The 15212-nt window shown below is 67.0% G+C and carries 13 protein-coding genes; 11 read left to right on the top strand and 2 right to left on the bottom strand.

Going from position 1 to position 15212, the window contains the following annotated elements; translation table 11 throughout:
- The first annotated feature begins 2 nt into the window (after positions 1-2).
- The 6 genes from NYF13_RS06490 to NYF13_RS06465 all read left to right on the top strand — a co-directional run bounded on the left by NYF13_RS06490 (position 3) and on the right by NYF13_RS06465 (position 6021).
- The gene (locus NYF13_RS06490) at positions 3-1346 is read left to right on the top strand and encodes a dihydrolipoamide acetyltransferase family protein (RefSeq protein ID WP_315654837.1); all 1344 of its coding nucleotides are present in this window, start codon (positions 3-5) and stop codon (positions 1344-1346) included.
- A 177-nt stretch (positions 1347-1523) separates the two neighbouring features.
- Positions 1524-2090: a TetR/AcrR family transcriptional regulator gene (locus NYF13_RS06485; RefSeq protein ID WP_315657234.1), complete on the top strand. Its 567-nt coding sequence runs from the start codon at positions 1524-1526 to the stop codon at positions 2088-2090.
- Between the two features lie 29 nt (positions 2091-2119).
- Positions 2120-4048 (top strand): ABC transporter ATP-binding protein, encoded by a 1929-nt coding sequence (locus NYF13_RS06480; protein ID WP_315657232.1) that lies wholly within the window; start codon positions 2120-2122, stop codon positions 4046-4048.
- Between the two features lie 200 nt (positions 4049-4248).
- Entirely contained in the window at positions 4249-4749 is a 501-nt protein-coding gene (locus NYF13_RS06475) for a DNA topology modulation protein FlaR (RefSeq protein ID WP_315654836.1), read from the top strand.
- 339 nt (positions 4750-5088) lie between these two features.
- Entirely contained in the window at positions 5089-5559 is a 471-nt protein-coding gene (locus NYF13_RS06470) for an FxsA family protein (RefSeq protein ID WP_315654834.1), read from the top strand.
- A gap of 39 nt (positions 5560-5598) precedes the next feature.
- Positions 5599-6021, top strand: coding sequence for a very short patch repair endonuclease (locus NYF13_RS06465; RefSeq protein ID WP_315654832.1), 423 nt, complete (start codon positions 5599-5601; stop codon positions 6019-6021).
- A 3-nt stretch (positions 6022-6024) separates the two neighbouring features.
- Here the strand turns inward: NYF13_RS06465 and NYF13_RS06460 are convergent, their stop codons facing one another.
- A complete protein-coding gene (locus tag NYF13_RS06460) occupies positions 6025-7134 on the bottom strand; it encodes a DNA cytosine methyltransferase (protein WP_315654831.1) in 1110 nt (369 codons plus the stop codon).
- A 282-nt stretch (positions 7135-7416) separates the two neighbouring features.
- Here NYF13_RS06460 and NYF13_RS06455 point away from each other — a divergent pair, with 282 nt between their 5' ends.
- Genes NYF13_RS06455 through NYF13_RS06435 form a run of 5 tightly spaced genes read left to right on the top strand, consistent with a single transcriptional unit; the run spans position 7417 to position 14636 of the window.
- Entirely contained in the window at positions 7417-9987 is a 2571-nt protein-coding gene (locus NYF13_RS06455) for a Z1 domain-containing protein (protein WP_315654830.1), read from the top strand.
- Entirely contained in the window at positions 9987-10988 is a 1002-nt protein-coding gene (locus NYF13_RS06450) for a PD-(D/E)XK motif protein (protein ID WP_315654829.1), read from the top strand. Before NYF13_RS06455 ends, NYF13_RS06450 begins: the two co-directional genes overlap by 1 nt.
- The gene (locus NYF13_RS06445; protein WP_315654828.1) at positions 10985-12925 is read left to right on the top strand and encodes a hypothetical protein; all 1941 of its coding nucleotides are present in this window, start codon (positions 10985-10987) and stop codon (positions 12923-12925) included. The genes NYF13_RS06450 and NYF13_RS06445 overlap by 4 nt, the downstream gene beginning before the upstream one ends.
- Positions 12922-13818 carry a hypothetical protein gene (locus tag NYF13_RS06440; protein ID WP_315654825.1) on the top strand — a complete coding sequence of 299 codons (897 nt, stop codon included), beginning with the start codon at positions 12922-12924 and terminating at the stop codon, positions 13816-13818. The genes NYF13_RS06445 and NYF13_RS06440 overlap by 4 nt, the downstream gene beginning before the upstream one ends.
- Complete coding sequence (locus NYF13_RS06435; protein WP_315654823.1) at positions 13818-14636, top strand: DUF6339 family protein; 819 nt, start codon at positions 13818-13820, stop codon at positions 14634-14636. The genes NYF13_RS06440 and NYF13_RS06435 overlap by 1 nt, the downstream gene beginning before the upstream one ends.
- On the opposite strand, the gene NYF13_RS06430 is transcribed toward NYF13_RS06435, so the two are convergent.
- Positions 14600-15208 carry an SCP2 sterol-binding domain-containing protein gene (locus NYF13_RS06430; protein ID WP_315654821.1) on the bottom strand — a complete coding sequence of 203 codons (609 nt, stop codon included), beginning with the start codon at positions 15206-15208 and terminating at the stop codon, positions 14600-14602. The genes NYF13_RS06435 and NYF13_RS06430 overlap by 37 nt on opposite strands.
- Positions 15209-15212 lie beyond the last annotated feature (4 nt).

Genomic DNA, 15212 nt, shown 5'->3' with positions numbered 1-15212 from the left:
TCATGCCCGAGTACAAGCAGTTCCCCCTGTCCGACACGGCGGAGGGGCTGACCGAGGCCGACATCCTCGCCTGGCACGTCAAGCCGGGCGACCCGGTCACGGTCAACCAGATCGTGGTGGAGATCGAGACCGCCAAGGCGGCCGTCGAACTGCCCATCCCGTGGGCCGGGGTGGTCACCGAGTTGCACGTGGAGCCGGGGCAGACGGTCGAGGTCGGCACGCCGATCCTGACCGTGGACGTGGACCCCGGTGGCACCGCCGCGCCCGCCGCCGCGGAGGCCCCGGCCGAGGAGGAGATGAAGCCGCTGGTCGGCTACGGCTCCAAGGCCGTGGTCACGAAGCGGCGGACCCGCAAGGGATCGGCACCGGAGGCACCGGCCGCACCCGCGGCCGTCGCCGCTCCGCCCGCGCCCGCTCCGGTCGCGCCGGCGCCCGTGGCTCCGCAGCAGCCACGCGGCGGTTACGTCCCGCTGGCCAAGCCGCCGGTCCGCCGGCTGGCCAAGGACCTGGGCGTCGACCTGCACGCCCTCTCCGGCACGGCCGGCGGCGGCGTGATCAGCCGCGAGGACGTGGAGCGCGCGGCCAACGGCTCGGCCCCGGCCGCCGCCCCCCAGCCGTCCACTGTGGACATCGGTTACGATCCCGGTACGCGTGAACGGCGCGTGCCGATCAAGGGCGTCCGCAAGGCCACGGCGAACGCGATGGTGCAGAGCGCCTTCACCGCCCCGCACGTCACCGAGTTCCTGACCGTGGACGTCACGCCGATGATGGAGCTGCGCGAAAAGCTCAAGAAGTCCCGTGAGTTCGCCGGCACCAAGCTGACCCCGCTGGCGTTCGCGGCCAAGGCCGTGTGCTTGGCGGCGAAGCGCACGCCGGACGTCAACGCGGTGTGGGACGAGGCGGCGCAGGAGATCGTCTGCAAGGACTACGTGCACCTCGGCATCGCGGCGGCGACCCCGCGCGGTCTCGTGGTGCCGAAGATCCGCGACGCCGATTCGATGTCGCTCAAGGAGCTCGCGATCGCGCTGACGGAGCTGACCGACGTCGCGCGCGAGGGCAAGACCACCCCCGCGGCGATGGCGAACGGCACCATCACGATCACCAACGTCGGCGTCTTCGGCGTCGACACCGGCACGCCCATCATCAACCCGGGCGAGTCGGCGATCCTCGCGGTCGGCGCCATCCGCGACACCCCGTGGGTGGTCGACGGGCAGATCGTGGTCCGCAAGGTGATGCAGCTTTCGCTGAGCTTCGACCACCGCGTGATCGACGGCCAGCAGGGCTCGGAGTTCCTGGCCGACGTAGGCGCGCTGCTCGCCGACCCGGCAGTGGCCATCACCTACTGACCGAATGCTCGAAGAGGGGCCTTCCGCCGGCGGAAGGCCCCTCTTCCCTTCTGCGGGGGGACAGCCCCGCACCGCCGTCGGATCGCCCCGGCGCAGTGCTCACGTTGACGGAGTGAGCGCTCACTCCGTACATTGGCGGGCATGTCACCCACGGAGACGAGGCGCCGGGCGCCGGGCATGGCGCCCGAGGACCGGCGCAGCATGATCGTGCGCGCGGTGCTGCCGCTGGTCGTCGAACACGGGGCCGCCGTGACGACCAGCCAGATCGCGCGGGCGGCGGGGATCGGCGAGGGCACGATCTTCCGGGCGTTCAAGGACAAGGACGAGCTGATCGAGGCGTGCGTGGTCGCCGCGCTCGACCCCGGCGAGTCGCTGGAGATCATCGGCGAGATCCCCGGGGACCTGCCGCTGGAGCAGCGGCTGCAGGAGGCGGTCGAGGCGCTGGTCGCGCACCTGCACCGGATCGGCGCGGTGATGACGGCCGTCCACCGGGAGCGCGTGCGGCCCGAGCACCTGCGCGGCCGGGCGGCCAAGAGCGGGGACAGCCGGCGTGAATCCATGGAGGCGATGCGGACGGCGATCGTCGGCCTGCTCCGGCCCGACGCGGCCAACCTGCGGCTGCCGATCGAGAAGGCCGCCGCCCTGTTCCTGTCCCTGCTGTTCTCGATGGCCCGGCCGGTGCCGGGCGGACCGTCCTCGGCCGAAGTGATCGACGTCTTCCTCCACGGCGCGGTGTCCGCGTGATCCCAGGCGGGGGTGGGGGGTTCGAGCAGATGCTCGGCCGGCGGGGCCGCCGGCGTCCGCCGTCGACCGTCCCGGACAGCGGCCTGACCGGCCCGGTCGACATTCCGGAGCCGAAGCCGCCGGAGCAGCCGCGCGACCTGCGGTCCCGGCTGAGCCGGATGAAGACCTCGGTGGCCGGGACCGTGCGCGGACTGCCGAAGGTGACCCGGCTGACCTGGCAGGCCAGCCGGCCGCTGACCCTCGTGCTGGCGCTGGTCACGCTGGTCTCCGGGCTGCTGCCGACGGCCACCGCGTACGTCGCGAAGCTGCTGCTGGACGCGGTCGTCGCGGCGATCCAGCACCGCGGCAGCACCAGCGAAGTCGTGTGGATCACGCTGGTCCAGTTCGGCGTACTGGCCGCGACCGCGCTCAGCAGCTCGTTCACCACCATCGCGCAGACGCTGCTGCAGGAACGGATGGCGCTGACCATCCGCCACCGCGTGATGGCGCACTCCAGCGAGCTGCACCTGGCCTACTTCGAGGGCTCGGCCTCCTACGACATGCTGCGCCAGGCCACGCAGGAGGCGCCGACGCGGCCGTTGTCGATGATGAACTCGGCCCTGGGCCTGGGGCGCACGGCGATCACGTTCGGCAGCATGATCGCGCTGCTCGTCTCGATCAGCCCGCTGCTGGCGCTGGTCGCCCTGCTCGCGCCGATCCCGGCGTTCATCTCGCAGTCGAAGTACGGCTCACGCGCGTTCTGGCTGACCTTCCTGATGTCGCCGATCAAGCGCCGGATGGACTACCTGTCCTCGCTGGTCACCACGGACACCTACGCCAAGGAGACCAAGCTCTTCGGGCTGGGGCCGTACTTCGTGGACCGGTTCCGGCGGCTCGGGCAGGTGTCGTACGCGCGCCAGCGGAAGCTGACCATCCGGCGCAACGTGAGCTCGACGTCCTGGGGGCTGCTGAGCACCCTGGTGGGATCGGCGATCGCGCTGTACATCGCACTGGAGGCCGTCGGCGGGCGGCTGACGCTGGGCGACCTGGCGCTGTACACCGCGGCCGCGACCTCGGTGCAGACCTCGGTTTCGGGCCTGTTCACGGCGTTCTCCGGGATGTACGAGAACAACCTGTACCTGGACACGCTCTACCGGTTCCTGGACACCGAGCCGGAGATCGTGGCCCCGCCGTCACCGCGGCCGATGCCGTCCACTGTGGAGGGACACATCCGGTTCGAATCGGTGAGCTTCAGCTACCCGGGCGCCGAGGAGCCCGCGCTGGACGGCGTGAGCTTCGAGATCACGCCGGGTGAGACGGTCGCCGTGGTGGGCCGCAACGGGGCGGGCAAGTCCACCCTGTTCAAGCTGCTGTGCCGGCTCTACGACCCGACCGGCGGCCGCATCCGGCTCGACGGCGTCGACATCCGCGAGTACGACCCGGACGAGCTGCGCACCCGGATCAGCGCGATGTTCCAGGACTACGTGACCTACCAGGGCACCGCGGCGGAGAACATCGGCCTCGGCGACCTCGACCGGCTCGAGGACCGCCCGCACATCGAAGACTCCGCCCGCCGCGCCGGCGCCGACGAGCGCATCGAACGGCTGCCGTCCGGCTACGACAGCCCGCTCGGCCGCTGGTTCGACCAGGGCGTGTCGCTCTCGGGCGGCGAATGGCAGAAGATCGCGCTGGCCAGGGCCTTCCAGCGCGAAGCCCCCATCCTGATCCTCGACGAGCCGACCTCGGCCCTGGACGCCCAGGCCGAGCACGAGCTGTTCGCGCGCCTGCGCACCCTCGCCGAGGGCCGCACCACGCTGTACATCTCGCACCGGTTCAGCACGGTCCGCCAAGCCGAGCGGATCCTCCTGCTGGACCACGGGAAGGTGGCGGAGTACGGGACGCACGAGGAGCTGATGACCGCGGGCGGGGGTTACGCCGAGCTGTTCACCCTGCAGGCCCGGGCGTATCTGGCCGGTTAGCGTCGTCCCGGGCCCGTTTGCCACCGCTCGCCACGGCTGCGGCGTGGATCGCGGCAACCGTCGGTGGTGGCGGTTCTCGGCGGCACAAACGGTGGTGGGGCAGAGTTTCCTACCGGGCTGAGAGGTGCGCCGACGACTCAAGTGGTGGGGCCTGTCGCCTGCCGACCGGTCGAGGCGTGCTCGGCCGCTACGCTGGCCCCGTGAGGCGGCGAGTCCTGATCTTCGGCTGTTCGGGCAGCGGCAAATCCACCCTCGCGCGCCGCCTGGCGGTGCGTCTGGACGTCCCGGTCACCCACCTGGACCACCTGTACTGGCGCCCGGACTGGGTGGAAGCACCGCTGCCGGACTTCCGCGCGGCCGTGGCCACGGCGGTCCGGTCGCCCGGCTGGGTGATCGACGGCAACTACAGCAGAACCCTGGACCTCCGGTTGCCACTGGCCGACACCGTGGTGTTCTTGGACGTGTCCCGGTGGACGAGTCTGCGCCGGGTGCTGACTCGCACCTGGCGCGAACGCGGCCAGGACACCCAGGCGCCGGGGTGCCGGTCGAAGGTGGACCTCGAGTTGATCCGGTGGATCTGGGGCTGGCGCGCCTCGCATCGTTCACAGCTGCTCGCCCGCATCGCGACGGAGTCCCCGGGCGCGCAGCAGGTGTTGCTGGGTTCGCGTCGCGAGGTGGAGGCGTTCCTGCGGACGGTTTGAGCTGATCGGGGAGCCGCTGCGGCCGAGGTCGGCTCCACGGCGGCCTGCCCTCGGACGTCACGCCCGGCAGGTTCACCACGAGCACGGACGGGTCCACCTGACCGCGACCACCACCCTGCCCCAGCCCGCTTCGCGACAGAGCCACTCCGACCTGGCTGGCCTCGCCGCGAGCACCAAGACACCCTGGCCGCGACCTGGCCCGATCAGCCGAAGCATCCCGGTGTGATCCGACCCACGAGCCACCCCCGTTCCCCACGTCACCCCGCCCCTCCGCCACCCCCAGCGGCCACTCCGAACCGAGGCCGGGAGCAAAACGGTCACCTCGTTCGTTCACCGGGTATGGCTGTCGTGTTCCTGCTCTACGTCATCGCCGAGTTCGCCGCGATCTGGGCGGTGGGCTCGGCCGTCGGGGTGCTCGGCACGATCGCGTTGCTGCTGGCCGGCGCCTTCGTCGGCTCCTGGCTGGCCCGCCGCGAGGGCGGCAAGGCGATGCGCGCGTTCATCTCCACGGCCCAATCCGGCCGCAACCCGGAGAAGGAACTGACCGACGGCATGCTCATCGCCCTGGGCGGCGTGTTGATCATGATCCCGGGCTTCGTCAGCGACGTGGTGGGCCTGCTCCTGATGCTGCCCCCCTCCCGCGCCGTGGCCCGCAAGCTGTGGCTGCGCCGCGCGGAAAAGCGCGCCGTCCGCCACGCCAACCGCGCCCGCGGCCCGGTAATGGTCGTCGACAGCGAGATCGTCGACCCCGACCCGCACCCCTCGGAGAAGCCACACCCGGTGATCGAGGGTCGGATCATCGAGGGCTAAGTCAGTTCGGGAAAGCGAACAACGATCGCGTTTGTCACAATGACCCCCGTGGAGCACTTAGAAACCACATCCGCGGTGCGCGGACGCATGAGCAGGCAGAAGTCCCGTGACACCGGGATCGAGATTGCCCTGCGCAAGGCCCTGCATGCGGCCGGCTTCCGTTATCGCGTACACCGCCGTCCGTTGAAGGGTGTACGCCGCGAAGCCGACTTGGTGTTCGGCCCAACGCGCGTCGCCGTCTTCGTGGACGGCTGCTTCTGGCACGGATGCCCCGACCACGGCACATGGCCTAAGAACAACGCCGACTTCTGGCGGACGAAGATCGAAACCAATCGCCGGCGAGACGGCGACACCGACGCCCGCCTGGCCGCCGCAGGCTGGCTTCCCCTGCGAGTCTGGGAGCACGAGACCGTGGACGAAGCCGCGGCCCGGATCATCGAGGCAATCGAAAAGCGACGCTGAGGCTTAACCCTCCTCGACGTCCAGCAACAGTCCGTCGACACCGTTCCGTGTGTCGTTCCAGCGTCGCTTGACGCACTGGTCCAGAACTTTCACATCGAGCTTCTTGCCCAGAGCCGCCGCAAGGACGTGCGCGGCCAAGCGAGGTGGGATCGCGTTCCCGATCTGCTGGGCCACACCCCGTCCGGACCAGGGGTAGTCCGGCGGGAAGGTCTGTAGCCTGCCTGCCTCGTCATCGCTGAAACGCACGGGCGCGCCCATCGGCCGGCCGACGAGCCGGTTACGTGAAACCTTGCCCGTGACCGTGAAAGCCGGTTCGTTCGAGTAACGCTCGCCCCGAGCCTTCGGGTCGCCTCCGGTGCCGTAGTTCGACACCACGGTAAATTCCTCCGACCAACCGAGCGCTTCGCCCATCGTCTTCCAAGGCCTCAAGCGCGGATCGCCATCCCCGCGGGCCTCACCCTTCCGGTAACGACGGTGGGTGGGCTCGGGAAGTTTCGCTGTCTCCCCGTGCCGAGCAATCAAAATCGCCCGGCGTCGAGTCTGCGGAACACCGAAATCCTCGGTGTGGAGAATTCCGCATTTGACGTCGTAGTCGTACTGCTCGAGTACGCGGGCGAACTCTTTCCACACAGGCAACACCGCAGGAACCTGTTCGAGGACGATGGCTTCGTAATGGGCGCCACGCTCGGCGGCGTCGACGGCCCAACGCAAAGGCTCAAGGACCAGACCGGTGCGGTCGTCCTCGAGGACCGACAAGTCCGGCATGGGGATCTTGCGCTTGACTCTCTCGACCGTGTCATCGATGAACGAGACGACCTGGTCGAGCACTCGTCGCCCGTTGCCCTTTCCCGCGACCGTGTAGGTCTGGCAGGGAGGCCCACCCGTCAAGATGCGGGCCTCGGGAAAATCAAGCGGCTTCGAATGGCGGACGTCACCCTGTTTCGTGTGCACGTTCGCAGCCCTGCGGGTGGCACACGCGTCCGCATCCCACTCGATCCCGGCAACGGGCAACTTGAGCCAGTGAGCGGCGACGTCGAGTCCGCCCGGACCAGCGAAGAGGTCCACCATCGCAACCTGCGCAGGCGAAGGCGAGGGCGGCTGTCCGTCGGTCATGGCTCGGGAGTCTATAAGGCCGGTGACTTTGCCCAACCCGACACGCCGGCCAAGTCCTTCACTCCCTGGTCATGTCGATGTGACAGGTTTGTAACCACACGGAGTAACAAACTCGGCCGTCTGCGCGACGGAACGATCACGGAACGCTCAGACGCCGGCACGACAGCACCCGTTCAAGGGTCGTGTCACCATTTGCCGACGGGAGCGTTCGACGAGCTCTAACGTGGTTCATGTCGGCGCCGGTTATCCCCGTCGGCATTCGGAGACACAGATGGAGGACCGGTGACCGGCAAGTTCGACCAGCAGTACGCGGCGTTCCTCGACTGGGTGGACTCCGGCACTCCGGAGACCGCGATGAAGAACCTGGAGCTGTTCGGAGCGTCGGAGGACCTGCTTCAGCAGATCGCCGAACGGCATGAGCAGGAGGTGCGCAAGGTCAAAGAGCGGGAGGAACCGCGCACCGTCGTTCTCGACAACCGGTTCACCTGGTACACCGGGCCCCGGGCGAAGGACAAGTGCTGGCCCGCGCTCGAAGAAACCCTGAAGAAGTCCGGCTGGTCGGACAAGAGCCTTGATGACCTCGACGGCGCTTCGACCAAGGTCGTCTCCCTGCTGAGTCACCCGCAGACACGGGCATTCTCGACGAAGGGGCTGGTCGTCGGCTACGTCCAATCCGGCAAGACCACCAACTTCACCGCTGTGACGGCGAAAGCCGCAGATCGCGGCTACAAGCTGTTCATCGTGCTCGCCGGCATCCACAACGGTCTTCGCCGCCAGACCCAGCGCCGCCTCGTGCAGCAACTGGTCAAGCCCAACCCGTCGCGGTGGCTCCAGCTGACCGATCCGGACAAGGATTTCACACCACCTGCCAATGCGGCAGCCTACCTGGCAAAGAACAACAAGCAGCATATTCTGTGCGTGATCAAGAAGAACCCTCGGGTCTTGGAAAAGTTCTCGGCCTGGCTCGAGACGGCGGCGGAATACCTGGCGGACTGTCCTGCCCTGATAATCGACGACGAGGCCGACCAGGCTACTGTCGCAACCGCCACGATCAACCCACTCATCTGCGAGATTCTCGGCCGCTTGCCGAAATCGGCCTACGTGGGCTACACCGCGACGCCCTTTGCCAACCTCCTGATCGACCCCTCGGCCAAGGATCTGTACCCGAAGCACTTCATCGTCAATCTCCCCAAGCCCCAAGGTCACTTCGGGACCGAGGTGCTGTTCGGTCGGGACGTGATCGACGGCGAAGACCCAGAGGACGTGTTCGACGGGTACGACATGATCAGGGAGGTACCTCGGTCCGAGGTCGAGCTGGTCCGGCCCGGCTCACGAGCGGAGATGGACGGGTTCCGACCCGAGATCACCGGAAGCTTGCGCACCGCAATCCTCTACTTCTGGGTCTGCACGGCCGCACGTCGAGTGCGGAACAAAGGCAACCCCCACTCGACCATGCTGGTGCACACCAGCGTCAACACGTCCGTGCACAACAGCTTCGAACAACCGTTGGAGAAGTTCCGCGATGCCACCGAAACGCTGGTGCGTTCGGGAGACGGCGAACTCTCGGCCGAGTTGCGCAAAATCTGGGAGCACGAAAGCGCACGAGTGCGCGCCGAGGATTTCCATGAAAAAAAGGTGACGTTCGACGAATTGGAGTCTCTGCTGCCGGGCGTTCTGCACGACTGCCGCATCGTCATGGACAACTCCGGCAGCAAGGACCGCTTGGACTACGAGAACGGTCCGGTGGTCGCGATCGCGGTCGGCGGGAACACCTTGTCCCGAGGGCTGACCCTCGAGGGTTTGGCTGTGAGTTTCTTCGTCCGTTCAGTGTCCGCCTACGACACACTGCTGCAGATGGGTCGATGGTTCGGCTTTCGCAATGGCTACGCCGACCTGCCGCGGATCTGGATGACCAACGAGCTCCGCGACTGGTTCCGCCACATCGCAACGGTCGAGACCGAGATGCGCCGGGATATCGACGTCTACATGGTGGAAGACAAGACACCGATGACGTTCGCCGTCCGGCTGCGCACGCACCCGGCCCTTCGCGTCACCGCGGCCGCCAAAATGACCAATGCTGTGCCCTCAGCCTCTGCGTACGGGGGCCAGCGAGTCCAGACCCGTTACTTCCGCACCGACCGGGAATGGCTTACCGGCAACCAAGCGGCGGCCCGCACCTTGATCGACAAGGCAGCCCTGGAGGGCCGGACGGACAAGTCGGTCAAGGACGGCAACAAGCTGATCCGCAACGTCCCCCACGACATTGTCACCGAATTCCTACGTGACTACTCCTTCGACGAGAGGTCACAGGAATGCGACTCCAAGCTGCTGACCGAGTACATCGCCCGGCGGATCGCCAGGTCCGGAGCCCTGCGTAGCTGGAACGTGGCGATCATCGGCGGTTCCGCTGGAGACGAAGCACCGAAACTGTTCTCTTTCGCTAACGAGTTCACCGTCCGCATGGTCACCCGATCGGCGCTCGATGCCGAGGATGCCGGCCGGGTCGACATCAAGACCCTGATGAGCCGACGGGATGCGGCCATCGACCTCGACGTCTCCTCCGTCAAGGGCGAGCTCACCGAGAAGATGATCAAGGAATTGCGAGCCCATCAGAGCCCGGGCACCGCGTTGCTGGCGCTCTATGCGATCGACAAGGATTCGACGCCTCTCGACCGGCGAGCCGACCACCGTCGACCGCTGAACGCGGCCGAAGACGTGATCGGCGTCGGTCTCGTCCTGCCGGAGCCCACTTCCGACGATTCGGCAGTCGAGTGGAATTCCGTCAGCACGAACCTGGCCAATGTGCACATCGAGGACGAGGACCTGAGCGCCCTGCACACGGTGGACGACTGATGGCCGCCACGCTGCGGAAAGTGGTGGATGACCACTGGACGATGCTGGAGGAGGAGCCGACCTCCGGACCGCGGCACGTGCGCACTTCGGAACTGCCGGTGACGACGCCGCTCGGACCGGTACTCGCAGCGATGGATCACGAGGGGCTTCGCCATTTGCTCGTACCGTTGAGCGCGGATCAGGGCATCCGTCGCAACTATGACGGTGCCGCGCTTACCCTCCGCGAACGTCCCTTGGAGAACGGTGAAGTCTACGAACGTTACGCAGATCTGGGCTGCGTCCGCAGGGACCTCGACGAGGTGTTCACCGGCCTGGTCGCCGACGTGCTGGCCGCCGTCGCAGAAGCATCGGAACGCCCTCTCAAAGCGCTCTACAACGTCCTGAACCGCTGGCGTGCGCTGTTTCAGCCCTCGCCTGCTCCGCTGAGCGCCGATGGGCTGGCCGGTCTCTTCGGTGAATTGGTGGTGCTGAACCACCTGTTGGAGGGCGAGAGCACCGCGATCGACTTCTGGACCGGCCCATCTGGACATCGCCACGATTTCACCGTCGGCGCCCGAGGCATCGAGGTGAAGACCTCGACCGCGCCGAAGGACCGCAAGGTCCGCATCCACGGTGTGGAACAGCTCCAACCTCCTCCACACGGGGATCTCGACCTGGTGTGGATCCGGTTGGAGCCGGTCGTCGAACGCGGGAGGACGATCGGTGACCTCGTGGAGGCCGCGCGCAAAGCCGGCGACGACGAAACCGGGCTGTTGTTCAAACTCGCGGAAGCGGGCTACCGACCGGTCGACGCCGATCTGTACCGCGACAAGCACTTTGTGATCCGTGAAGAACGTTGGTACGAGGTGGATGCCGGTTTCCCTCGCGTCGAACCCTCGTCGGCGCCGCCGGGTGTCACCGACCTCGACTACACGATCGATCTCGATCGGCAGCGGCCGCAGACCACCGAGACGCACGGCATCCGTGATCGGATAGTCCGAATCACCCAGGAGAACAAGTGACCGAACCAGCCTGGCATTCACAGAAGTTCCCGCCCGAAGGGGCGAGCGCTGCGGAAGGGATCCGTAACCAACTGGGCCGCCCGGCGCTGGACCTGCTGACCATCCTCGTGCGCGAATCGGCACAGAACAGCTGGGATGCAAGGCGCGGTGATACCACCGTCGACTACCATCTCGATCTGCGGGCTGTGAGCCCGGCTCACGCACCAGCGTGGCGGGAATTGCTCAGCCGCCGCATCCCCGGACACGGAAACCTGCCGCTGCGGCAGTCGGTTTCGGCGTCCTCCCTCAGGATCCTGTCGATTTCGGACCGCGGGACGACCGGTCTGGGCGGCCCCACCCGTGCGGACAACGCGGTGGTCGAGAATCACGACTTCGTCTCGTTCATCAGGAACATCGGGGAGCCGAGGGATACCGAACTCGGCGGCGGTACCTACGGTTTCGGCAAAGGGATTTTCTACCTCCTCAGCCGGCCAGGCACCGTGCTCGTCCACACGCGGTGTCGAGTGGACGGCGGCTTCGAGACCCGTCTGATGGGCTGCGCCCTTTGGAAGAGCTACGCAGTGGGTGAAGGGCTGTCGGGACAACGCTTCACCGGCCGCCATTGGTGGGGCACAATGTCTTGGGACGACGTCGTCGAACCGCTGGTCGGCGCCGGAGCGGAAGCCGTCGCCGAGCGGCTGGGGCTTCGCGCCTTCGCCCAGGAGGAAACCGGCACGACGGTGGTCGTCATCGACCCCGATCTCGGCGAACGTACGGCCGAGGAGGCCGGGAGCTATCTTGCGGAAACGATCGCTTGGAACCTCTGGCCGAAGATGCTGGGCAGTTCCGACGGAGATTCGCCACCGATGCGCTTCTCGGTCGAGTGCGACGGAATCACCGTTCCGGTTCCGGATCCACGGGAGACGAGTCCGTTGGACATGTTCGTCGCCGCTCACGAGGCGATGCGCTCGGAGCACGACGGTAGAGAGCTCAAGTGCATGAAGCCCAAGGCCACGCTGGGTCTGCTGGGTTTCGAGAAACGCTTCATACCGCCGTTCGCCGAAACCTCGGCGGGCTCGGCCGCAGGAATCGGAACCACCGTGCACCACGTGTGCCTGATGCGAACTGCCGAGCTGGTGGTCACCTATTATTCCGGGCCAAAGCCGTCAGCCGAGTACGTTTCCTACGCGGGCGTGTTTCGGGCGGACGCGCAGCTCGACAGCACCTTCGCTGCGTCCGAACCACCGACACACGACGCCTGGCATTGGCAATCTCTGGACGGAAGGGACAAAACCTTCGTCAAGACCACCTTCACCCGGATCAAGGAGTCCGTCGAAGAGTTGATCGAAGTGGACGGAAAAGTTCGTGCCGGCTCGTCGGAGATCGCACTGGGTGCGGCCAGTCGCGCGTTCTCCGACCTCGTCGCGGGCTCATGGGGCAACGGTGGCGCTTCCGACTACCGAAGGGTGTTCAAACCGATCGCACCGGCGCCGGCAAGCACCACGACGCAGCACACCGGCGACTTGTTCGAACCCGGGCCGACCGGAGTACCGGCTACTGACTCCGCACCGCAGCACGACCGCGATGACCGGACCGATCCAGGCCCGTCCAGCGGGCGCCGTCCGAGGGTCGAGTACCTCGGTTCGCCGTACTACGAGGTCCGATCCGGCCACGTGCTCCTGGTCCAGGCGTTTCGGATCAACACCCCCGGAACCCATCGGTGTGTCGCAGACCTCGGGGTGGCCCTCGCAGGCACCAGCAGCCGAGAAACCGATCCGCCCCGGGCCGCCGACCAACCGCAGTTCTTCGGCTGGGAAAGCCCGGACGGCGCACTCCACACCCAATCGACGCGGATGGTCGACGGAGGCGAAGAAGTGTGGCGGGTACTTGTCCGCCCGGCGCCCGACACGATGACCGAGATCGCGGTGTCCGCACAGCGTGAGGTGGCGGACCGATGAGCAGGCAGGCACCGCCGTACCGGCTGGCTGCGCCGGGGTCGGTAACAGCCGGGCCGTGGCAACTGCTTCTCGAAGACGTCCCCGTGCCACTGCCCGCTGCCCTCGACGACTGGGACTACCGGATGGACCTGCCCCTGCGGCAGTCGGTCACGGTCGACGTGGACCTCGTGCGACACGCCACCGGACTCCCGCCCTCGGCGAAGTTGACGCTGGCCTTGGTGTGGACCGCGGGTGGCTCAGGGCTGAAAGCCGCGGGCGCCCGCATCCGGCTCCCCGAGTCGGGCGTCACCGACGTCGATCTCGACGTTGTGCTGCCCGGTAGCCAGTTGGGTGGACTACTCGTACTGGACACCACCCTGGTGTTGGCCGAATACTGCGACGCCGGGGCATTGGCCTCGGCCCACAGGGCAGGCTCCGTGCTGTGGGCGGATCAGTACGGCACTCGCTTGCAGGGAGATGCGCCGCTTTTCCCCATGGCCGTAATCGACTTCTCCGAAACCCAGTACCCGCAGGACGCGGGTTGGCACGTCGAAATAGGCGGTGACTTGGAGACCGCCACGATGGGAGGGCTGCTCCTGCTGGTGAATGAGCGCAAGTCGGTCTTGGTGGAGGCGATGCGCAACGCGAGCAAGCCCAAGCCCGTCGATCGCGTGGTGTTGTCGACGGTTCACGCGGACGTGGCCCGGACGTTGGTCGAATACGCGCTCCGCGAGCCCGACTTCGCCCTGGACATCGAATACGGGGACGAGAGCATGGGCAGTACCCTGCAGACTCTCGTCACGCGATTGTTCCCGGGGCAGAGCACGAACCACCTGCGCCGCAGACAAGAGCAGTCGCCGACGGGGTTCGCCACCGAGCTACAGCACGCCGTTCGGATCTTCGAGGAGTCCTGATGAGCGTCCTTTACCCCCGGCTGCTGCCTCGTCAGGCGCATGCTCTCTACGAACAGTACAAATCGCTGTCGATCGACGAGCTCGAACGGCACGCCATGCTACGACACGATTCCACCGTCTACGCCGCGACGGGGGGTGATCGCGTTCGCGAGAAGGACCTGGATCGGCTGCGTCAGTCTGTGGTCGCTGCGGCGCGCGAGGCAGGCTTCCCCGACGAGGCGACGGCGAGAGCTCGAACGGACTTCGACCGGAAGGTCGCCGAGTTGCTGCACCGGACGACCGGGCTGGCTCCAGCCGAGGCAGCGGCCAGGGACATCTGGGTTTTCGTCGCCCTCGTCCTGCTGCCGGATGTCTCCTTCTGGCGTTTCGAGAAGAGGACCGATGAGCGGTTCCTCGCCAAGGATCTGACCCGGCACGTCTTCGGCCGCCTCTGGTGGCGCGCGCACCTGGTCCACGACCCTGACGGCACCGAGCCCTATGCAGCGCTGCACATCCTCGGTGAAGGCGCGTTCGACCAGATCTACGCTCGACGTCGGGCGCTAGGCGGCAGCCCGCAGCTGGTCCGGTCGATTCTGCGGGTGTGGCACGAGATCGACACCAGGGAGCTGAACGAAACCGATCTGCTCAAGGACTTCCTGAAACGTCTGCTTCGGCTCGGGGCATTCATGTCATTCGAAACCCTGGAAGACGAGCACCTCGACGCCGAGGTACGCCGTGCGGCCCACGATTCGCTACGCGCCTTCAACGAGGTGACACCGACAGCTTCGGCCGACTTCCGGACCTACAGCCCTTCACTGGGCTTGGGGATGTCGAAGTAGCTGGACAGCCGCACGGCTGGCGCGTACTCGCCCTTTACCTTTACCCGGCCGGTCACGAACATGGTCGCGACGGTGGCGTTGCCGGTGGTCATGCGGATGAAGTCGTCGACCGAGAGGGTGATCGTGGTGTCCGGGGTGCGGGAGAGGTCGGTGCTGGAGACGCACAGGCCGTCCTCGATCACCGTTTGGAAGCGGTCGTAGTCGGCTTCGCCGCTGGGGAAGCGCCAGGAGACCACTACGTTGACGTAGCGGGCTCGGTCCGGGAGGAAGTGCTCCGACATTCGGCGGAAGATCTCGTCCAGGAACACCGCGCGCAGTTCCGGGTGGTCGGCGATCGCCTTGAGTTGCTCGCGGGAGGAGTTGCCGACGATGTCGACCAGGACTTGCGTCGACATGGAGCTGAGTTCGATGCCCGCGCCCGCGGTGCCCAGCATGTGCAGGGTTTCCAGCACCTGCACGAACTGCTCCGGGTTCAGCTTCGCCAGCTCCAGCCGCCGGGCGAAAGCGTTGAGCTCCTGGCCGGCCGCCGCGGCGGCGGAGGGCGGACGGGAGGATCGTCGCCACGGGAGCACGGAC

The organism is Amycolatopsis sp. PS_44_ISF1 (assembly GCF_032335455.1).
Classification (GTDB): Bacteria; Actinomycetota; Actinomycetes; order Mycobacteriales; family Pseudonocardiaceae; genus Amycolatopsis.
The sequence above is the reverse complement of the archived record's forward strand: the minus strand, read 5'-3'. Positions and strand labels throughout refer to the sequence as shown.